The sequence below is a fragment of the Sulfitobacter albidus genome (assembly GCF_018200035.1).
In the GTDB taxonomy this organism is placed as follows: domain Bacteria; phylum Pseudomonadota; class Alphaproteobacteria; order Rhodobacterales; family Rhodobacteraceae; genus Sulfitobacter; species Sulfitobacter albidus.
Map to the genome: position 1 here is coordinate 3,136,609 of NZ_CP073581.1, position 18,377 is coordinate 3,154,985.

The window sequence follows — 18,377 nt, forward strand, 5'->3', positions numbered from 1 at the left end:
TTACTAGAGATTGTATATGAGTTGGGACGACAAGAGAAGAGTTCCAAATGTCCCACGATTATCTATCTGAAACGCCGCTCCTCGACCACGAGAACCCGGCAATACAAGAGCTCATCGCGCAACGCGGTTGGGCAGCGTTGAGCGAAAGCGAACGCATCGGAGCAGCCTATGACTTTGTCCGCAACGAAGTCTTGTTCGGCTACAATTCCGACGATTCCCTACCAGCCTCACAGGTGTTGGCGGATGGCTACGGCCAGTGCAACACCAAGGGAACGCTGCTGATGGCGCTGCTGCGCGCCTTAGGCATCCCTTGTCGGTTTCGCGGCTTTACCATCGACAAAGGGCTGCAACGTGGTGTGGTGCCAGAGCTGGTCTATCCGCTTGCGCCACGCAACATCATCCATTCGTGGGTCGAGGTGCAGCATCGAGGAGAATGGTTAGAGCTTGAGGGCTTCATTCTGGATCAGGGCGTTTTGACGGCGCTTCAAGCTGCCTTTCCAGATCGCAATTCGCTTTGTGCTTACGGGGCAGGCACCGATTGCCTCCAAGCGCCGAACGTCGCTTGGAGCGGCAAGAGCACCTACATCCAAAAGACTGGGATCAATCGGGATTTCGGGGTCTTTGATAGCCCAGATGCGTTCTACGCAGACCATCGGCAACTCACCAGATTTCGCGGGCTGGTCTATCGACTGATCATTCGACATTGGATGAACAGGCGGGTTGCGCGGCTGCGTGCGGGACGTGTCCCGACGATACCTGGTGGGGAAAACAACCTTGTGCCTGCCAAATCCATTTCGATGCAAAAGGAGGCCGAGTGATGGCAGGTTGCTGCGGACATGACGCTAAGTTTGACGGCGTTTCAGATGACTACAAAAGACGGCTGTGGATCGTCATTGCCCTCAATGCGGCAATGTTCTTTGTCGAGATGACAGCAGGTCATCTGGCCAAGTCTCAGGCGCTACAAGCCGACGCCCTCGACTTTGCAGGCGATGCGCTGACCTACGCTATTTCTCTTGCGGTCATCGGGGCATCGCTCCGCGCACGTACGAATGCGGCGCTGTTCAAAGGCGTCAGCCTTCTGTTGATGGGCCTTTGGGTGTTCGGATCAACAGTCTACCGCGTCTTCTATGCAGGCGTTCCCACGGCTGAGATCATGGGCATTGTCGGTTTTCTTGCACTGCTCACCAATCTGGCGAGCGTCATGCTGCTGGTCCGCTACAAGGACGGCGATGCCAATGTCCGGTCGGTCTGGCTGTGTTCGCGCAATGACGCCATTGGGAACGTGGCCGTTATGTTTGCGGCCGTTGGAGTATGGGGCACGGCGACGGGTTGGCCTGATCTGATTGTGGCGACGATCATGGCAGGGTTGTTCCTGTCATCGGCCTTCCAAATCGTTCGCCAAGCCTTGGCAGAGCGACTCGAAATGACCCAGCATGAACATGAGGCCGTATGATGCCGAATGTCTTAGTCTTCACCGGCCTTATGATCGCAGCAGCTACGTTTGCCGCTATGCTTTGGTCTATCGCATATCCTGCCCGCCGCCTTTGGCCGCCAAAGCGCTATACAATGGTCACTCCTATCCTGGTTTGGGTTCCGACATTCACCCTCTCTGGGATCCTGATCGTCCTCGGCGTCGTAGAATGGGGAAGCCTGGCAATCCCAACTTGGTTGCGGTTTGGCATGGGCGTTCCCCTGATTATCGCGGGAAACGTGGTTGTCTGGTCAGAAGCCGCAAAGTTTGGTGTTGCCCAGACTGGCGGTGCAAAAGGAACGCTTCGAACAAGCGGCATGTATCGCTATTCCCGCAATCCGCAATACGTGGCCGATATAGCAATGATTATCGGCTGGATCATCCTTTCTGCATCGGCAGACGCTGCGCTTGTCGGCTTGGCTGGGATTATCGTGCTCATAACGGCACCATTCGCGGAAGAACCATGGCTTAAAGAACAATATGGCTCAGCGTTTGAGGACTATAAGGCAAAGGTCAGGCGGTTCTTGTAGGCCTCTAGGTGGACAAAGGAACTAGAGCGGCTCAGCACAATTTAGTTGTCGGGCAGCGGTCCAAAATCTTCTTCAACAATGCGGTTCCATTCCGCGTCGGCCTCCTCGTAGAGATCTTGGTGCTCGCCATAGTCTTCCCAATGCGGTGGGGCAGGGAGACCTTCTGGATGGAATCGATATCGTGTAATCACCTTAACGGCTTCGCGGATATTGCTTGGCTGCATTCTTTTGGTTCCTTGCCAGTCGTTTTTTACCACGAAACAAGCAACTTCGAGCCGCGTTGCCAGGTCCATTTTGGGATAGATATGCTTCAGGTAATCGATGGTTGTGTTGAGGTCATCGACGGCCCTGTGGGTGGTTTGCTCGTTGCTAGGCGCAAGTCGCCCCATCAAAATTTCGTTCAAATCACAGCGCGTTAGTGCAGCAAGCTTCACAAGCGCGGTGGATGGGATCGCTCGCTCACCTTTCTCGTAAATGTAATAGGTACGCGGCGTGATCTCCATGATTGCTGCCATTTCCTGCTTTTTGTAGCCTTTCCGAATTCGGAATTGGCGCAGGTTTTCATGGACCGATCCCAGTTGCCCGTATCGCATTTCGAAGTCTTGCCGTTCAGATTCGAGCTGCATTTCGAGCTTGGCCGCAGCTTCTTCCTCTTCAGATTTAGAGCCGAACCTGAACTCAACCATATCGAAAACCTCATTTTCGGAACATATGATCCGCTTTTGCAGAGAAATACGAGAACGTATAGACACAATACGCCGCTTGACGGATGGTTTGCAAGAGATTGCGACTTATCGAGGTAGACATGCCAGACTTACTTTCCGAAGGACAGACGCCCGAAGCATGGAGCGCGGAATTGCAAGGCTTTGGCGTTTATGTGTCCCCTCGCTTGATCCGTTCTAAAGCGCACAAGACAGGTCAGTTTTACAAGATTGGGCGACTGATGTTGTTGACCCGAAAGCAGATCGTTAGCTTGATCGAGTGCCCTGCTGATGCGGATCGATCGAAGAACGATTTGATATTGCTGGGGAAGGTCCAATGACCATCAGGGCTCCGGAGCATACGACACCCAAAGCACTGGCAAAAGAGCTAGGCGCTTCACCGCGCTTTGTATCGGATACCGTTCGCGAGTTGGGGTGTTTTTGCCGACTCGGCCGCAGGTTGATTATGCTGGAGCGGCATGTTGAAGAATTTATGGAGGCGATGGAATGCCGCTCAAAATCTACCGCCGCAACAAAATCTGGCACTATGCAGGGACAGTTGCCGGTAGGCGACTACGAGGCACTACAGAAACAACGGACAAAAGGATCGCGGAAAGGATCAGGTCAGAGGTCGAAACCAAGGCGTGGCAAAGTCATCTCGATGGACCGGGAGCTACGCTGACATTTGCACAGGCGGCGATTGCTTACCGCCAAGCTGGACGCGACACTAGATTCCTCGACGAAATTGAAGACTATTGGAAAGACACGTTGGTTCCCAAGATCACTGGTGAAGCCATCCGTCAAATGGCGCGTAAACTCTATCCAGAGGCTTCCAATGCGACGCTCAACCGGCAAGGCATTGTACCTGCACAAGCAATAATTAACTATGCTTCTGGCTTGGAGTGGTGCTCATCTATTAAGGTGAAGCGGTTCAAAGTCAGTGCCAAGCGAAAGACTCCGGTTACTCGCGGATGGGTGGAGTCGTTTGCGGCACAGGCTGTCGAAGATGAACTCTACCATCTCGCGGCCTTATGCCTATTCATGTTTGGGACAGGCGCCCGCCGAGGGGAGGCTTGCGCGTTGAGATGGGGCGATGTCGAATTGTTCCAAAAGACGGCTGTGATCAATCAAACCAAGGTTGAGCACCAGCGCGTCGCCCATCTTTCGCCGCCTGTAGTTGCCTCACTCGCCAACATACCATCAAACCGGAACCCGGACGACTTGGTTTTCAACTACGCGTCTGGCGAAAGCGTAGGACAGGTTTGGAAGAACGTGATCAAACGCGCAGGCATCGAAAAACTGTCACCACACTGCTGCCGCCACGGCTTTGCGACATCCATGTTGCAAGCAGGAGTAGATCCTAAGACTGTTGCAGTCCGCGGAGGCTGGAAAGACGTGGCCACGGTGATGAAATACTATGCCCATGCGATGGATGATCCGACCGTCACTGACGTGCTATTTGGCACAAATCTGACACAAGACGAAAACAATAAAGCCGTAAGTAACTGAATTAAATAGGGAAAGAAGCGATGAACACGACCCTTCGTTGGGGAAGGGTGTCCCACCGCCGGAGTTACGGGGCATTGCAGGCTGGTACAAGTCGATTTTCGGGGCTAAACCGCCGCTTGACCACGCTTTTGCGACTTCCCCTGACGCGGATCGGAAACTTTTGCCATGTATACAGCTGTCCTTTTGAGCGCTCCTGCATCCCGCACCCTCGACCCGGCGCTGGTGGAATCGCTGCGCAATGCCTGGGGCGGGGGTGACGCAGTCTGGCTCAGCCCCGATGAAGCGGCAGAATTTACATTGCCGCAAATCCCCGCCAACCGCGAAGAGGTTTGGCAGAGTTGTCAGGCGATGGGCGTTGATCTGGTGATTGTACCGACCGATGGGCGCGAAAAGCGGATGCTTTTGGCGGATATGGACAGCACCATGATCGAGCAGGAATGCATCGACGAGCTGGCCGATGAGGCCGGTGTCGGGGCGCGTGTAAAGGACATAACTGCCCGCGCCATGAACGGAGAGCTTGATTTCGAGGCGGCGCTACGTGAGCGGGTTGGCCTGCTGAAGGGCCTACCCGAGAGCGTCATCGACAAGGTGCTGGCAGAGCGGATCACGCTGATGCCCGGCGGGCCCGCGCTGCTGGCCACGATGAAGGCGCGCGGCGGGCATGCGGCCCTGGTGTCAGGGGGCTTCACCGCCTTCACCGCGCGGGTCGCGGCGCAGCTGGGCTTTGACGAAAATCGCGCCAATACGCTTCTGGCGGAGGGAGGCGCGCTGACCGGCGAAGTCGGGCTGCCGATCCTCGGCAAACAGGCCAAGGTCGACGCGCTGGAAGAAATTACCGCCCGACTTGGCCTGTCAGAACAGGACGTGATCGCCGTTGGCGACGGGGCCAATGATCTGGGCATGTTGGGGCGCGCGGGTCTGGGTGTGGCGCTGCACGCGAAGCCAAGCGTCGCCGCGCAATGCGACGTGCGGATCAATCACGGCGATCTTACCGCCCTCTTGTTTGCGCAGGGCATCGCGCGATCGGAGTTCGTCACGCCCTAGGCGCTAGAGAAGCCCGGCGGCAGGTTTCAGAACACCGGTCTGGATGCCCCGCCAATTGGTGATCGGCGCGTTGATACGTTTGAGGGTTGCGGGATGCTCCGCTTCCAGCGCGCCGAGGCGCACCAGCAGCGCGGTAATCGCCGCCTCCGCCGCGCGGGTTGTACCGCAGGCGGCTTTTAGCGCGATGCCAATGCCCCGTTCGGGCCAGATCGCGATAAAGAACCCTTCGGCCCCGGTTTTGAGCGCCACCTTGCCGCCCGTGGCGCGCATCAATTCGGTGCAGGCGCGGCCCTCTCCGGCGACCAGCTCGGGATGCAGGCGCATGGCCTCGTGCAGCTGCGCTTCTGCGCTGCCTTCGGGTGCTGTGGCGAAACGGGCCATGGCACGGGCCACACCGTGCAGGCTGGCGGCGGGGTTGGGCGCAGAGCAGCCGTCGATGCCGTAGCCCGGGCTGGTCTCTCCTGTCAGATCCTCGAATGCGTCAAGGCAGGCGCGCTGCACGGGATGGTCGGGGTCGACGTATTCGGGCCCCGCGCCAAGGTGCTGCGCGAGTGTCAGAAAGCCCGCGTGCTTGCCCGAGCAGTTGTTGTGGATCTGGCAGGGCGTTTCGTGCGCGCGGATCTGGGCCTCGCGGATATCCTTGTCGCGCGATTGCTGCGGCCCGCAGCGAAAAGCGTCGTCGTTCAGGCCCAGTTGATCCATCCACACGCCCACCCGGTCGATATGAATCGCGGCCCCGTTGTGCGACGCACAGGCAAGCGCCAGATGCTCCGTCCCCAGGCCATGCGCCTTGGCCGCGCCCGAGCGGATCAGGGGCAGCGCCTGGATCATTTTCGACGACGAGCGCGGCAGCACGGTGGCTGTCGGATCGCCCCACGCCTCGATGATCTCTCCGGCGCCGTCACAGATGACCGCATGGCCGCTGTGTACGCTTTCCAGAAAAGGGCCGCGCCAGATTTCGGCAAAGGGGGCAGGAGATGTCATGCGGGGTGGTCCTTTGTCACAGTTTTGATGGGCAAAAACCTGCCAATCAGGGTTTCACCGCTCGCCTTCTTCGCGTTATGGTGCTTGTTGTCAGCGCAAAGACAACCCAACACAGGCAAAAGAGCCGGAATAATCGGACAATGCCGGGGCTGTCTGGACATTGAGGCATTGAGAGAACGGCTGGAGAATTGCACAGATGGCACTTTTGAAGACAGGTTTGAGCGCGCTCGCCTTGGCCGGTTTGCTGGCGGCACCGCTCGCCGCGCAGGACCAAAGCACCAACCGCGTCGCGGCCAAAACCGATTGGAGCGTCTTCGTCGAGGACAACCCGACCGAATGTTGGGGCGTTTCGACGCCGAAGGAATCGGTGAACTCCCGCGACGGGCGCGTTGTTGCCGTGAACCGTGGTCAGACGCTCTTGATGGTGTTCTACCGGCCCAGTGCCGGGGCGAACGGGCAGGTTGCCTTCACCGGTGGCTATCCTTTTGCGAGCGGATCGACCGTGACGGTCGACATCGGCGGCACAAGCTTTGACATGTTCACGGAAGGCGAATGGGCCTGGCCAGCAACCACCGCTGACGACAGCAAGCTGATCGCCGCGATGAAGCGCGGGGCGGATGCCAAGGTCACCGGTGTGTCCGGCCGCGGGACCAAAACCGAAGATACGTTTTCGCTGCTCGGCTTTACCGCCGCGGTCGAGGATGCGGCAAAGCGCTGCGGCGGCTGATCCCAGCGCGCCCCGCACGGATACGGCCCTGCCCAAAAGGCGGGGCCATTTTCATTTCACGGGCACAGCCCCTATATAGCGCCTGAACCCGAGGCAAAGGAATCACCCCATGGCCGATGCGCCGATCACGCAAGATGTGCACACCATTCCGCGCAAACTGCCCGAAGGCCCGCAGAACCTTGTCGGGCTGACCCGCGACGCGATGCGTGCGGCCCTGATCGCGATGGGCACCCCGGAAAAACAGGCCAAGATGCGCGTGGGCCAGATCTGGAGCTGGATCTACCAATGGGGCGTGCGCGATTTTGATGCGATGACGAACCTGTCTAAAGCGTTCCGCGCCGAGCTGGCGGAGCATTTTGTGATCGAGGTGCCCGAAGTCGTCACCCGTCAGATCAGCGAGGATGGCACACGCAAATACCTCGTGCGCATCGCGGGCGGTCACGAGGTCGAGGTCGTCTATATCCCCGAGACCGATCGCGGCACGCTCTGCGTCAGCAGCCAGGTCGGCTGCACGCTGACCTGTTCGTTCTGCCACACCGGCACACAGAAACTGGTGCGCAACCTCACCGCCGCCGAGATCATCGGGCAGGTGATGGTCGCGCGCGACGATCTGGATGAATGGCCGCAAAGCGGCACGCGCACCTACGAGGCGCGATTGGTCAGTAATATCGTGCTGATGGGCATGGGCGAGCCGCTGTATAACTTCGAGAACGTGCGCGACGCGATGAAGATCGCGATGGATCCCGAGGGCATCCAGCTGAGCCGCCGCCGCATCACGCTTTCCACCTCGGGTGTCGTGCCGGAAATCGCGCGCACCGCGCAGGAGATCGGTTGTCAGTTGGCCGTTAGTTTCCACGCCACCACGGATGAGGTGCGTGACAAGCTGGTGCCGATCAACAAGCGCTGGAACATCGAGGCGCTGTTGGACGCGCTGCGCGAGTATCCCAAGGTCAGCAATTCAGAGCGGATCACGTTCGAATACGTGATGCTCGACGGGGTGAACGACAGCGACGCGGACGCGCACCGCCTGATGAAGCTGATCGAGGGCATCCCGGCCAAGATCAACCTGATCCCGTTCAACGAGTGGCCCGGCGCGCCCTATAAACGCTCCTCCAACAACCGGATCCGGGCGTTTGCCGATATCGTGCACAAGGCGGGCTATGCCTCTCCGGTGCGCAAACCGCGCGGCGAGGATATCATGGCCGCCTGCGGCCAGTTGAAATCCGAGACGGAGCGCGCGCGCAAATCGCGCCGCCAGATCGAGGCAGAGGCGGGCGTCGCGCGGGGCTGAGCCTTGCCATTTGCCTTGGGTGCGCCATCTTTGCGGCGAACGGAGGCGCGCGCCATGGCAACCAAACATCATTCATTCGTGGTCATCGGTCTGGGGACCTTTGGGGGGACCGTCGCGCTTGAACTGGCACGGTTCGGCAATCACGTCACCGGGATCGACCGGTCCGAACGCAGTGTCGCCGCCATCGCGGATGAGCTTGACCGGACCCTGATCCTTGACGCGCGCGAGGATGTCGCGCTGCGTGAGGCTGGCATCGAGATATGTGATGTCGGCGTGATCGCCATTGGCGACGATATCGAGGCGAGTATCCTTGCGACCATCACGCTCAAGACTCTTGGCATCAAAAAGATCTGGGCAAAGGCCGCCAGCAAGAACCACCACCGGATCCTGTCAAAGCTGGGCGTCGACAGGGTGATCCATCCGGAAAAAGAGGTCGGGCAACATATTGCGCAGGTGCTGCACAACCCGCTGGTGCGCGACTATGTCAGTCTGGGCAACGGTCAGCATGTGGTGAATTTCCGGATCCCCGAAACGCTGGAGGGCCGCAAGCTCGACGAGCTCAAGCACCACGGTTTCGATCTGCGCTGCATCGGTGTGATGCGCGGAACCGAGTTTCTGGGGCAGGACGGATCGGGATGCGTGTTGCAAAAGGATGATCTGTTGCTCTTGCTTGGCGGGCGCAAGGGGTTGCGTGATTTCGCCGGCAGTCTCTGATGGCGCGCCGGGGCACCTTTCAGATCTCTTTGGCGCGCAAGCGGGTCAGCCCGCCTGCCGTGCTTGCCCTGATCTACGGTACGTTCATTCTGGCGGGGGCGTTGCTGCTGCGGATGCCGTTCAGCCATACCGGCGGCGTGACCTTCAGCGATACCTTGTTCACCTCCGCCTCAGCAGTGACGGTCACGGGGCTGGTCGTTGTCGATACGGGATCGGATTTCACGCTGATCGGGCAGATCATCATCGCGCTGCTCATTCAGGTGGGCGGGCTTGGCCTGATGACATTTGCCGCCCTGCTGTTGTCGATGCTGGGGATGAGCATCGGGATGCCGCAACGCATGGTGCTCAGCGATGAGCTGGGGCAGACATCACTTGCCGATCTGGGGGCGCTGGTGCGGATCGTCATCACCGTGGCCTTTGCGTTTGAGGCACTGGGCACCGCCGCGCTGATGACCGTGTTTGTCCCGGAGTTCGGCTGGTCGGAAGGGTTCTGGCAGGCGTTGTTCCACGCGATATCGGCGTTCAACAACGCGGGCTTTTCGTTATTTTCTGACAGCCTGAGCGGGTACGTGGCCGATCCGGTCGTCAATGTGACGATCACGGCGCTATTCATCATCAGTGGTCTCGGCTTTGTCGTTCTGGCGGATCTGAACCGCAACCGATCGTGGCGCCGCCTGACGTTGCACAGCAAGCTGATGCTGACGGGGACGCTGGCGCTGATCGTCTGGGCCTTTGGCATGTTCGCGGCGATGGAATGGACCAATCCCGGCACGCTGGGCGCGCTTGAGGATACGGGAGCGCGCCTTTGGGCCAGCTGGTTTCAGGCAGTGACACCGCGCACCGCGGGGTTCAACACGCTGGACTATGCCGCGATGCACGACAGCACCACGTTGATGACGATTTCGCTGATGCTGGTGGGGGCGGGCCGTCATCGACGGCGGGCGGGATCAAGGTGACGACGCTGATCGTTCTGATCCTCGCCACGGTCGCGTTTTTCAAACAGCGTGAGAAACTGCACATCTTTGGCCGCAGTCTGGGCCTTGCCGAGGTGTCCAAGGTGCTGGCCCTCACGGCGCTGAGCCTGTTTCTAGTGATGGGCGGCCTGTTCGTGATGTCGTTCACGTGGCGCGGCGATTTTCTGGATCTGCTGTTCGAGGTCGCGTCGGCCTTTGGCACCGTCGGGCTTTCCCGTGGCGCCACGGGGGAGCTGGATACCCTTGGCCGTCTGACGATCATCGTCATCATGTTTGCGGGCAGGCTGGGCCCGCTGACGCTCGGCTTTTTCCTTGCGACCCGCTCCGTCACGCGAATCAATTACCCGGCGGGCAAGATTTACCTAGGGTAAGGATTTGTTTCCCGTATGTCGGGAAAGGTACGTGTTTCCGATCCCGAATTTATGATGAATCAATGGTTGAGGGGGCAAATACCACTCTTCCGCCGTATTTCATGCCGATTCCTGCCATGCGGCCCTCTCAGGGTGTTTCCATATCAGATCCAATCAGGAGAGACCCAATGTCCATCATCACGAACCAGGACGCTTTCGTCACCGAAGAGATCATGCAGATCGTCACCCGCGAGCGGCAGGTCGCCCTGTCCACACGTGAATGGAAGCACCGTCTTGCAGGCTACGGCTATTCCATTCGCGATACGGATGCAGGCGAGCATGTGCTTGAAACACTGCCCCATCGTGTCGCGCTGTGCGTTCTGCCGAACGAGCTGTTCGCCTGATCCGCTACCGTCCCGGGATTTCGGAGCGCGCGGGCTTATCGCCCCAAGCCTCTATGATCTCGACCGCCTCCTGGGCGGTTTCGACAAAGCGGAATAGGTCCAGATCATCGGCAGAGATTGTGCCGGCCTCGGCCAGTGCCTCCCAGTTGATGATGCGTTCCCAGAACGCACGGCCGAACAACAAGAAGGGCACGCGCGCCATGCGCCCTGTCTGAATGAGGGTCAGCGCCTCAAAAAGCTCGTCCATGGTGCCAAAGCCACCGGGAAAGACACAGATCGCTTTCGCCCGCATCAGGAAATGCATTTTCCGGATCGCGAAGTAGTGAAAGTTGAAACACAGATCCGGCGTCACGTATTCATTCGGCGCCTGTTCGAACGGCAAGACGATATTCAGCCCGATCGACACGCCGCCCGCGTCGACGGCGCCGCGGTTGCCCGCCTCCATCACGCCGGGACCACCGCCGGTGACAACGACATCCTCACGCCCGCCGCTTTCGTTTGATTTCAGCGTCATCAGGCGCGCGAATTCGCGGGCCTCGTCGTAGAATTTCGACAGCTCCGCCAAAGTTTCGGTGCGCGCCGTCTCTTTTTTTGCCGGTTCGGGAATGCGCGCGCCCCCGAACAAAACGATGGTCGACTGCACGCCGTATTCATCCAGCAACATCTCGGGCTTGAGCAGCTCCAGCTGCAGCCGCACCGGGCGCAGCTCATCGCGGCACATGAAATCTTTGTCTGCAAAGGCAAGCTTGTAGGCCGGAGCTTCGGTCTGTGCGGTAACCGGCGCGTCATCTGCGGCAGTGCGGTCGGTATGGGCGTCGCGCAGGGGATGTTGTTTCGGGGCCATGGTCTCTCCGGCTTGGATTTGCGGTCTCGTGCAACATGCACGGGATTGCTTCGGTTTGCCACGGCGTTCTCGCCGCCCTGAACACCCTCTGGGGCGCTGCCAGATTGCGCGCCCTGCCCCATCAGCGTATAGGCAGGCAAACATAATCCGCCATCAGGGAGACCTTGGATGTCCAATGCCCAGCTTGAAACCGCCATCGAAGCCGCGTGGGAAAACCGCGACAGCATCACGCCCGCAACGACCGGTGAGACCCGTGAGGCCATCGAGGCGACGCTGAACGCGCTCGACAGCGGTAAGCTGCGCGTGGCGGAGCGTCAGGAAAACGGCGACTGGCACGTGAACCAGTGGGCCAAAAAGGCCGTGCTGCTTGGGTTCCGCATCAAGGATATGGAGCAGCAATCCGGCGGCCCGCAGGGCGGCGGCTGGTGGGACAAGGTCGACAGCAAATTCATGGGCTGGGACGACGCCGCGTGGAAAACTGCGGGCTTCCGTGCCGTGCCAAACTGCGTTGTACGCAAATCCGCGTTCATCGCGCCGGGCGTCGTGCTGATGCCCTCGTTCGTGAACCTCGGCGCTTACGTCGATGAGGGCACGATGGTGGATACATGGGCCACAGTGGGCTCCTGCGCGCAGATCGGCAAGAACGTGCACCTGTCGGGCGGTGTGGGTATCGGTGGCGTTCTGGAGCCGATGCAGGCCGGGCCGACGATCATCGAGGACAACTGCTTTATCGGGGCGCGCTCTGAGGTGGTTGAGGGCTGCATCGTGCGCGAAGGCTCCGTTCTGGGGATGGGCGTATTCATTGGCCAATCGACCAAGATCGTGGACCGCGAAACCGGCGAAGTCATGTACGGCGAAGTCCCCAGCGGATCGGTCGTTGTCGCAGGCTCGATGCCGTCGAAAAACGGGATCAACCTGTATTGTGCGGTCATCGTGAAACGCGTGGACGAGCGCACCCGCTCCAAAACCTCGATCAACGAGCTGCTGCGGGACTGATCGCGCAATCCACGCTTTCCAATGCTTGCCCCGTCGCGCTTTGCGGCGGGGTTTGCATTTGTGCGGAACCGTTGCGCCCGCCGGTGGTTAGGCCAGCGTTGGATAGGAGAATACAATGACGGGACTTGGTTGGTTTGCGGCGATAATCGTCGGTGCGTTGGCGGGATGGATTGCCGAAAAGATCATGAAAACGGATCATAGCCTGATCATGAACATCATTCTCGGCATCTTCGGGGCGATTGTATTCAATTGGATCCTTGTCACGATTTTCGGCTCCACCTTGGGGGGCTGGATCGGGCAACTGTTTGTCGGCACGGTCGGCGCCTGTCTGCTGATCGCGGCGGGCAGCATGATCCGGAACCGCTAGGGCTTTTCAATATTGCGTGGGCGGGCTACGCCTTTGCGATGGCAGAGACAAAACCGAAAAAACCGAACCGGCAGCAAGTGTACACCCTGCTCGTCCAGATTGGGCGCAAGCAGGGTGACGGTTTGCCTGAAGCCGCGACTGGTGCCGCACTGATGTGCTTTGCGTCCGGCGTGGATGAGGCGGAGGCGGTGCGCGAGACGGTCGCGTTGCTCAAACAAGCGGACACCGCGCCTTTGGACGTGACGGGCTACGGCACCTTGGCGGAGCGGGAGGCCGACGGTCAGGAGATTGATGCCGAAGAACGTGACCTGATGCAGCGCGCCTTGGATGAGAACAGTGTGATCGTCGCGCAGATGACGCCATTCTTTGATAATTGACGGTTCAGGCCGCCCGGCGTTTGGCCAGATGGATGGCCTCGTACCACTTAAGAACCTTATGCGAGGGCTGTACGTGTTCAGGCAGGTCCATCCGGTCGAGACCGTACATCACGCTTGACGCCAGTTGATGCGCGTCCCGGCGAATCCGCCCGATATAGAGACTTTCCAACGGAGCACCGGCTGCGAGGATCGGCTCGTGCTGGGGAAGGATCAGCTGGCAATAGCGCACGGTATGGCCCCAAGGCTCGTTCAGCGCGGCAAAGCCGTTCACCAAATGGCGTGCGGGCGTCAGCACCTTTTCGCACGCAAAAAGGTAGTCGACCTCCGGCCCGTCGATGACGATGTGTTGTTCGGGCGCGATCAGGATGTCGTGTTGCAAGCCGAAATAGGGCGCGCGAAAGCGGATGGGGGCAAAGCTGCCCCGCGCGGGCACGGTTGTCGCGACGTTCTGCAACACCGGCACAACGCTCCCGTCGGCGGCGTAGACGGTATCACCGCGGCGCAGGGCGCCGACGTTTTTGTAGCCCCACGGCGTGGCGATCGGCGTGTTCGAGGTCATGGTCGGACGCGGGCCGATGGGTTCGATCTGGTCGGACAGCGCCGCAAATACGACGTCACCAGCATAGGCTGGCCCTTCGCGGCCCAGCATGAGGTCGCGCAGGTCTGTCAGGGTGAGCGGCAGCGGGTTTTCCACTGCAACGGATGTCACAAGCGTGTCACCCACGCGTTCCAGCGTCAGGCGGCCCCAATTGTATTTGATGTCCCACGAATAGGTCACGCGCAGCGTCTCGGCGCGTCCGGCGTGCCGGTGCGCGATGGCGGCATGGGCGATGCGGTCGCCCTGAACGGTCACCAATGACACGCCACCGCCGGGGATCGCCTGAAATATCAGGCTGCGGTGTTCGGGGTGAGGGTTGGTGTAGCCAAAGAGCGCCTGCGGCTTGGCGTCTTCGGCGACATTCGTCTCTAACACGATGGAACCCCGATTCAGCACCGCGTCAGGGCGGTCTGGCAGGATCTGGGTCGCGCGTTTCTCGGCGCCGATCCCCTTGAGGGAAAAGCGGCGTTCGGCCGGGTCAGTGAGGGCAAGCCAGGTCATATCAGGCCACCTTGGCTGCGCGCAGCAGCTCCGCTTCGTACCGGCGCAGGGTGCGGCGGGCCGCGGTTGGAAAACCGCTGCCGGTCTCAGGGTCTAACTCAGGGAACAGACCGTAGATTTCCTCGACCATCCCGGCCTCAAAGCTGTCGGCGGTTTGCGGGCCGGGCAGAAAACTTTCGGTCTCCAACCCTTCGGAAAAGACGACCTGATGGCGGTCGAACATCAGATGCACATAGGTGACCTCGCCGCCCTCCCGACGGGTGATTGAGTGATCGTTCACAAGATCTCGCGCGGCGACGAGCACTTCGGGCTCGCCAAAAAGAAGTTCGGCCAGGTTGTCCTTGATCAGAACCCGGTGCAGGGGAGAGACCAATAGATCGCGGTGCGCACCAAGCGTGTTGGCGCGGATGTGAATCGGGGCGAAATCCCCTTGTGCAGAGACTGTTCTGGACCCAACCCAGCGCAGCGGTTGCGCGCCTTCGTCTTTGGTCATGACCATTTCGCCGGGCTGCAACCCTTCGGCGCGACGGACGCCACCCGGGGTCGCGATGAGCGTACCGGCGACGAAACACGGCACGGAAGTCGCGTTTACAAAACCGGTGTCGGTATTCTCGCCATTGGTGACTGTATAGGTGAAGTTGAAGTTCTCATCGTCGCCGTCGCCTACGACTGTAAATGTGCCATCGGCGTTCAGGGTCACCTGCTGTCCGGTTGGCAGGGTGATTGTATCCCCGGCTAGGACATTCTGACCGTTGATCTGGGTGATCGTCAGCGTGCCCGGACCGTTGTTTATGTCGTTGGACAAAACATCGAGTGTTTTTGTCCCGTCGGGAAAGACGTCCACATTGTCCGAAATCGCGACCAGTTCCGTCTGCACCGAATTGCCCGCGATCAGCACGTTGGAATCGTAGTTGCTGTCTGAGACATCAGCGATGGCGAGCCGCATGGAGTTCACGACGCCGGGATTGACATTCATTGTCAGCGTCATGGTGATGGTAAAGCCGTCCATCTCGGTATTGAAATCGTCCGTCTGGTTGTTGACGTACATGTTGATGTTGTTGGTGGTGTTGATGTTGCCGGGGTCGGTATCGCCATCACCGACGTCGAGGGGAACCAACTGCCCGTTGATCCATACGCCAAAGAAATCCTGATAGATCGAGTTTTCGAACTCTGGATATTCGTCGGAGGAAAAGACGAATTGCATCGTCATTACATTGGTGTCGGGGATGAAATCGACGTCGAGGGTCGCTGCGTCATAGGTCTGGGCGCCCGCAGCCGTATTGTACTGACCAAAGTTGTTGGTCCCGCTGGTGTTGGTCGAGGTGTTTGTGTTCTGATTGGACTGGCCGGATGAATTCGTGAAATCCTGCGCATTTCCCGTCGACAGGATCACGCCAGTGTCGCCGGGCGTCACGCCACCCGATACGGCGTCGCCGTCGGAGTAGGTGCCCGCGCTGTCGATATCGCCGAAGTAGGTCGCTCCGACAACGGTGACCCCATCACCAAATATCGTCTGCGCCATATCCGTGGCGGTTGTGCCCTCGCGCACCGTTTCGATCGGAAGTTCCGACGCTGCTACCATGTCACTGCCTCAAACTGTTCTGCGAGACAGCACAAGCCACAGCCGGACAGGGGCTAACGCCCTGATCCTCAATGTCTTTTGCAAAGTGTATCCGTCCCTGTTTTCAGGTGACGAAAGCTGCTTCTGCCCTGCCTCGGGTCATTTGTTATTCAGATAGATTAACACAATCCGGCCATAAATGAAGCACAGATTGCGATGTCTGCCGGGGGCTGGCACTTTTGCGCCCCAAGGGGGATAACGGATCGAATGTTGCCAAGGAGCCCGGATATGCCGCCAATCGACCCCGTTGATCTTACCGCCCATTTGGTAAAATGCCCGTCGGTGACACCTGCAGACGCAGGCGCGCTCGATGTTCTGCATGAATTGCTAAGCGATGCGGGATTTGACTGTGCCTGGGCGGATCGCGGCGGAATTCGGAACCTGTTTGCCCGCTGGGGCAAGGTGGGGAATACCCGTTCGTTCGGATTCAACGGCCATACCGATGTGGTGCCCGTGGGGGATGAGGCGGCCTGGACCCACCCCCCATTCGGCGCGGAGATCGTCGACGGGATCATGTACGGGCGCGGCACAACGGACATGAAATCCGGCGTTGCCGCCTTTGCCGCTGCGGCGGTGGATTTTGTGCGCGATACCCCGCCGGACGGATCGATCATCATCACGATCACCGGCGACGAAGAGGGGGAGAGCGTGGACGGCACGACCGCGTTGCTCGAATACATGGAACACAACGGAGAGCGGATGGATGTCTGCCTGGTGGGGGAGCCGACGTGCCCGAACCGCATGGGCGATATGATCAAGATCGGGCGTCGTGGGTCGATGACGACAAAATTCCGGGTGATCGGGACCCAGGGGCATTCGGCCTATCCGCACCGCGCCAACAACCCGCTGCCCGCGATGGTCCGGCTGATGGACCGGCTTGCCTCGCACAAGCTGGACGAAGGGACGGATCATTTTGACCCGTCCACGCTCGCCGTCGTCACCGTGGATACCGGCAATCCGGCCAGCAATGTGATCCCGGCGGAATGTGCCGCAACGGTGAACATCCGCTTCAACGACACCCACTCCGGCGCCAGCCTGACCGAGTGGATCGCGGGCGAGGTTGCAGCGGTGAAAGAGGCGTTTGGCGTCGAGATAGAGACACATACCAAGATCTCGGGCGAAAGCTTTATCACCCCGCCGGGCGATTTGTCGGCGCTTGTGGCTAATGCCGTTGAGGCGGTTACGGGCGTGGCGCCGGAGCTGTCGACGACGGGCGGCACGTCGGACGCACGCTTTGTCAAATCACACTGTCCGGTGGTGGAATTTGGCCTTGTCGGCCAATCCATGCATCAGGTGGATGAGCATGTCGCCGTCGCGCACATCGAAGAGCTGAAAGCCATCTACACCCGCATCCTTACCGACTATTTCGCATGATCCTGATCTCGCCCACCCAAGACCGCACCACCTGCTACGCCCTGCGCCACGAGGTTTTCGTGCGCGAGCAGGGCTACACTGCCGAGGGGAAGTCGATGCCCATGACGCAACCGCGCATCATCTGATCGCCCATGACGACGAAACCCCCGTCGCCACCGCGCGGATCGTGATGGAGGGGCGCACGGCCAAGATCGGGCGCGTCTGCGTCGTGCGCGCGCTGCGGGGGCGCGGGCTGGGGGCCGATCTGATCCGGGCGGCGGTGGATCACGCGCGGGAGTTGGGTGCCGCCCGCATAATCCTCGGTGCGCAAGCGCACGCGGTTCCGTTCTACGCCAAGCTTGGCTTCACCCCCTTTGGCGATCCCTACGACGACGAGGGTGAGGCGCATCAGATGATGGAGCGCGCGCCGTGAACCGTACCCTCGTCGTGATGCTAAAGGAGCCGCACCCGGGCCGGGTCAAGACGCGTCTGGGGCGTGACATCGGACGCATTGCTTCCGCATGGTGGTTTCGGCACCAAACAACACGGCTGTTGCGGCGGATCGAGGATCCGCGCTGGCGCACGGTTCTGGCCGTCTCCCCGGATGCCGAAGGGATGACCTCGCGGGTGTGGCCTGCGCACCTGCGACGCACGCCGCAGGGGCTGGGCGATCTCGGTGACCGCATGGCACGTCAGCTGCGATCCGCGCCGCCGGGCCCGGTGTGCGTGATCGGCGCTGATGTCCCTGGCATCACACGTCCGCGTATCGCCGAAGCCTTTGCCGCGCTGGGCGCCTATGACGCGGTGTTCGGCCCTGCCCCAGACGGTGGCTATTGGCTGATCGGTTTGAAACGCACGCGCGCGATCCCGCCAGGCCTCTTCGACAGCGTGCGCTGGTCGTCCGAGCATGCGCTGGCGGATACGCAGGCCACTTTGCCCGATTACCGCATCGCGCATGTCGCCATGTTGCGTGACGTCGATACCGGGGCCGACCTGAAATAATGTGACCTCCCCGCACCTG

21 protein-coding genes and 1 pseudogene are annotated in these 18,377 nt (G+C 60.0%); 17 read left to right on the forward strand and 5 right to left on the reverse strand.

The genetic code is table 11. The annotated features are described in order from the left end of the window. Positions 1–47: 47 nt before the first annotated feature. Genes KDD17_RS15315 through KDD17_RS15325 form a run of 3 tightly spaced genes read left to right on the forward strand, consistent with a single transcriptional unit; the run spans position 48 to position 2,001 of the window. Positions 48–818, forward strand: a complete 771-nt coding sequence (locus KDD17_RS15315) for a transglutaminase-like domain-containing protein (RefSeq protein WP_212704451.1) — start codon at positions 48–50, stop codon at positions 816–818. Further along, on the forward strand, positions 818–1,453 hold the full coding sequence (locus tag KDD17_RS15320; protein ID WP_212706268.1) for a cation efflux transmembrane domain-containing protein: 636 nt from the start codon (positions 818–820) through the stop codon (positions 1,451–1,453). The genes KDD17_RS15315 and KDD17_RS15320 overlap by 1 nt, the downstream gene beginning before the upstream one ends. Next, on the forward strand, positions 1,450–2,001 hold the full coding sequence (locus KDD17_RS15325; RefSeq protein ID WP_212704452.1) for a methyltransferase family protein: 552 nt from the start codon (positions 1,450–1,452) through the stop codon (positions 1,999–2,001). The genes KDD17_RS15320 and KDD17_RS15325 overlap by 4 nt, the downstream gene beginning before the upstream one ends. A gap of 41 nt (positions 2,002–2,042) precedes the next feature. On the opposite strand, the gene KDD17_RS15330 is transcribed toward KDD17_RS15325, so the two are convergent. Further along, positions 2,043–2,687 (reverse strand): helix-turn-helix domain-containing protein, encoded by a 645-nt coding sequence (locus KDD17_RS15330; RefSeq protein WP_212704453.1) that lies wholly within the window; start codon positions 2,685–2,687, stop codon positions 2,043–2,045. A gap of 522 nt (positions 2,688–3,209) precedes the next feature. Between KDD17_RS15330 and KDD17_RS15335 the strand changes: the two genes are divergently transcribed. Continuing rightward, positions 3,210–4,211, forward strand: coding sequence for a tyrosine-type recombinase/integrase (locus KDD17_RS15335; protein WP_212704454.1), 1,002 nt, complete (start codon positions 3,210–3,212; stop codon positions 4,209–4,211). Positions 4,212–4,376: 165 nt separating this feature from the next. After that, positions 4,377–5,255: a phosphoserine phosphatase SerB gene (gene serB, locus KDD17_RS15340; RefSeq protein ID WP_212704455.1), complete on the forward strand. Its 879-nt coding sequence runs from the start codon at positions 4,377–4,379 to the stop codon at positions 5,253–5,255. Between the two features lie 3 nt (positions 5,256–5,258). On the opposite strand, the gene KDD17_RS15345 is transcribed toward serB, so the two are convergent. Next, the gene (locus KDD17_RS15345; RefSeq protein WP_212704456.1) at positions 5,259–6,239 is read right to left on the reverse strand and encodes an asparaginase; all 981 of its coding nucleotides are present in this window, start codon (positions 6,237–6,239) and stop codon (positions 5,259–5,261) included. A gap of 196 nt (positions 6,240–6,435) precedes the next feature. On the opposite strand from KDD17_RS15345, the gene KDD17_RS15350 reads away from it, so the two are divergent. The 5 genes and pseudogenes from KDD17_RS15350 to KDD17_RS15370 all read left to right on the forward strand — a co-directional run bounded on the left by KDD17_RS15350 (position 6,436) and on the right by KDD17_RS15370 (position 10,699). Next, a complete protein-coding gene (locus KDD17_RS15350; protein WP_212704457.1) occupies positions 6,436–6,966 on the forward strand; it encodes an invasion associated locus B family protein in 531 nt (176 codons plus the stop codon). A 109-nt stretch (positions 6,967–7,075) separates the two neighbouring features. Further along, positions 7,076–8,257 (forward strand): dual-specificity RNA methyltransferase RlmN, encoded by a 1,182-nt coding sequence (rlmN, locus tag KDD17_RS15355; protein WP_212704458.1) that lies wholly within the window; start codon positions 7,076–7,078, stop codon positions 8,255–8,257. 54 nt (positions 8,258–8,311) lie between these two features. Further along, positions 8,312–8,971: a potassium channel family protein gene (locus KDD17_RS15360; RefSeq protein ID WP_212704459.1), complete on the forward strand. Its 660-nt coding sequence runs from the start codon at positions 8,312–8,314 to the stop codon at positions 8,969–8,971. A gap of 113 nt (positions 8,972–9,084) precedes the next feature. Next, positions 9,085–10,316 (forward strand): annotated as a pseudogene (locus KDD17_RS15365) (TrkH family potassium uptake protein). A 167-nt stretch (positions 10,317–10,483) separates the two neighbouring features. Further along, positions 10,484–10,699 (forward strand): hypothetical protein, encoded by a 216-nt coding sequence (locus tag KDD17_RS15370; protein WP_212704460.1) that lies wholly within the window; start codon positions 10,484–10,486, stop codon positions 10,697–10,699. A 4-nt stretch (positions 10,700–10,703) separates the two neighbouring features. Here KDD17_RS15370 and KDD17_RS15375 read toward each other — a convergent pair whose 3' ends face one another. Further along, a complete protein-coding gene (locus KDD17_RS15375) occupies positions 10,704–11,543 on the reverse strand; it encodes an LOG family protein (protein ID WP_212704461.1) in 840 nt (279 codons plus the stop codon). A 168-nt stretch (positions 11,544–11,711) separates the two neighbouring features. On the opposite strand from KDD17_RS15375, the gene dapD reads away from it, so the two are divergent. The 3 genes from dapD (at position 11,712) to KDD17_RS15390 (ending at position 13,283) form a co-directional block, all read left to right on the forward strand. Further along, the gene (gene dapD, locus KDD17_RS15380; protein ID WP_212704462.1) at positions 11,712–12,539 is read left to right on the forward strand and encodes a 2,3,4,5-tetrahydropyridine-2,6-dicarboxylate N-succinyltransferase; all 828 of its coding nucleotides are present in this window, start codon (positions 11,712–11,714) and stop codon (positions 12,537–12,539) included. Positions 12,540–12,654: 115 nt separating this feature from the next. Continuing rightward, a complete protein-coding gene (locus tag KDD17_RS15385) occupies positions 12,655–12,906 on the forward strand; it encodes a GlsB/YeaQ/YmgE family stress response membrane protein (RefSeq protein WP_212704463.1) in 252 nt (83 codons plus the stop codon). Positions 12,907–12,944: 38 nt separating this feature from the next. Continuing rightward, entirely contained in the window at positions 12,945–13,283 is a 339-nt protein-coding gene (locus KDD17_RS15390) for a DUF8846 family protein (RefSeq protein ID WP_212704464.1), read from the forward strand. Positions 13,284–13,287: 4 nt separating this feature from the next. Here the strand turns inward: KDD17_RS15390 and KDD17_RS15395 are convergent, their stop codons facing one another. Then, positions 13,288–14,382 carry a Hint domain-containing protein gene (locus tag KDD17_RS15395; protein WP_212704465.1) on the reverse strand — a complete coding sequence of 365 codons (1,095 nt, stop codon included), beginning with the start codon at positions 14,380–14,382 and terminating at the stop codon, positions 13,288–13,290. A gap of 1 nt (position 14,383) precedes the next feature. Continuing rightward, the gene (locus KDD17_RS15400) at positions 14,384–15,964 is read right to left on the reverse strand and encodes a Hint domain-containing protein (protein ID WP_212704466.1); all 1,581 of its coding nucleotides are present in this window, start codon (positions 15,962–15,964) and stop codon (positions 14,384–14,386) included. Positions 15,965–16,231: 267 nt separating this feature from the next. Between KDD17_RS15400 and dapE the strand changes: the two genes are divergently transcribed. The 4 genes from dapE to KDD17_RS15415 are packed head-to-tail and all read left to right on the forward strand — an operon-like array spanning position 16,232 to position 18,358. Beyond that, complete coding sequence (dapE, locus tag KDD17_RS15405) at positions 16,232–17,377, forward strand: succinyl-diaminopimelate desuccinylase (protein WP_212704467.1); 1,146 nt, start codon at positions 16,232–16,234, stop codon at positions 17,375–17,377. Next, a complete protein-coding gene (locus KDD17_RS19170) occupies positions 17,374–17,502 on the forward strand; it encodes a hypothetical protein (RefSeq protein ID WP_348541463.1) in 129 nt (42 codons plus the stop codon). Before dapE ends, KDD17_RS19170 begins: the two co-directional genes overlap by 4 nt. Next, complete coding sequence (locus KDD17_RS15410; RefSeq protein ID WP_348541503.1) at positions 17,502–17,789, forward strand: GNAT family N-acetyltransferase; 288 nt, start codon at positions 17,502–17,504, stop codon at positions 17,787–17,789. Before KDD17_RS19170 ends, KDD17_RS15410 begins: the two co-directional genes overlap by 1 nt. Further along, on the forward strand, positions 17,786–18,358 hold the full coding sequence (locus KDD17_RS15415; RefSeq protein WP_212704468.1) for a TIGR04282 family arsenosugar biosynthesis glycosyltransferase: 573 nt from the start codon (positions 17,786–17,788) through the stop codon (positions 18,356–18,358). The genes KDD17_RS15410 and KDD17_RS15415 overlap by 4 nt, the downstream gene beginning before the upstream one ends. Positions 18,359–18,377 lie beyond the last annotated feature (19 nt).

Excerpts from the sequence above, each read along its gene's own strand:
- KDD17_RS15315 (WP_212704451.1), top strand. The coding sequence starts at position 48 with ATGTCCCACGATTATCTATCTGAAACGCCGCTCCTCGACCACGAGAAC.
- KDD17_RS15320 (WP_212706268.1), top strand. The coding sequence starts at position 818 with ATGGCAGGTTGCTGCGGACATGACGCTAAGTTTGACGGCGTTTCAGAT.
- KDD17_RS15325 (WP_212704452.1), top strand. The coding sequence starts at position 1,450 with ATGATGCCGAATGTCTTAGTCTTCACCGGCCTTATGATCGCAGCAGCT.
- KDD17_RS15330 (WP_212704453.1), bottom strand. The coding sequence starts at position 2,687 with ATGGTTGAGTTCAGGTTCGGCTCTAAATCTGAAGAGGAAGAAGCTGCG.
- KDD17_RS15335 (WP_212704454.1), top strand. The coding sequence starts at position 3,210 with ATGCCGCTCAAAATCTACCGCCGCAACAAAATCTGGCACTATGCAGGG.
- serB (WP_212704455.1), top strand. The coding sequence starts at position 4,377 with ATGTATACAGCTGTCCTTTTGAGCGCTCCTGCATCCCGCACCCTCGAC.
- KDD17_RS15345 (WP_212704456.1), bottom strand. The coding sequence starts at position 6,239 with ATGACATCTCCTGCCCCCTTTGCCGAAATCTGGCGCGGCCCTTTTCTG.
- KDD17_RS15350 (WP_212704457.1), top strand. The coding sequence starts at position 6,436 with ATGGCACTTTTGAAGACAGGTTTGAGCGCGCTCGCCTTGGCCGGTTTG.
- rlmN (WP_212704458.1), top strand. The coding sequence starts at position 7,076 with ATGGCCGATGCGCCGATCACGCAAGATGTGCACACCATTCCGCGCAAA.
- KDD17_RS15360 (WP_212704459.1), top strand. The coding sequence starts at position 8,312 with ATGGCAACCAAACATCATTCATTCGTGGTCATCGGTCTGGGGACCTTT.
- KDD17_RS15370 (WP_212704460.1), top strand. The coding sequence starts at position 10,484 with ATGTCCATCATCACGAACCAGGACGCTTTCGTCACCGAAGAGATCATG.
- KDD17_RS15375 (WP_212704461.1), bottom strand. The coding sequence starts at position 11,543 with ATGGCCCCGAAACAACATCCCCTGCGCGACGCCCATACCGACCGCACT.
- dapD (WP_212704462.1), top strand. The coding sequence starts at position 11,712 with ATGTCCAATGCCCAGCTTGAAACCGCCATCGAAGCCGCGTGGGAAAAC.
- KDD17_RS15385 (WP_212704463.1), top strand. The coding sequence starts at position 12,655 with ATGACGGGACTTGGTTGGTTTGCGGCGATAATCGTCGGTGCGTTGGCG.
- KDD17_RS15390 (WP_212704464.1), top strand. The coding sequence starts at position 12,945 with ATGGCAGAGACAAAACCGAAAAAACCGAACCGGCAGCAAGTGTACACC.
- KDD17_RS15395 (WP_212704465.1), bottom strand. The coding sequence starts at position 14,382 with ATGACCTGGCTTGCCCTCACTGACCCGGCCGAACGCCGCTTTTCCCTC.
- KDD17_RS15400 (WP_212704466.1), bottom strand. The coding sequence starts at position 15,964 with ATGGTAGCAGCGTCGGAACTTCCGATCGAAACGGTGCGCGAGGGCACA.
- dapE (WP_212704467.1), top strand. The coding sequence starts at position 16,232 with ATGCCGCCAATCGACCCCGTTGATCTTACCGCCCATTTGGTAAAATGC.
- KDD17_RS19170 (WP_348541463.1), top strand. The coding sequence starts at position 17,374 with ATGATCCTGATCTCGCCCACCCAAGACCGCACCACCTGCTACGCCCTG.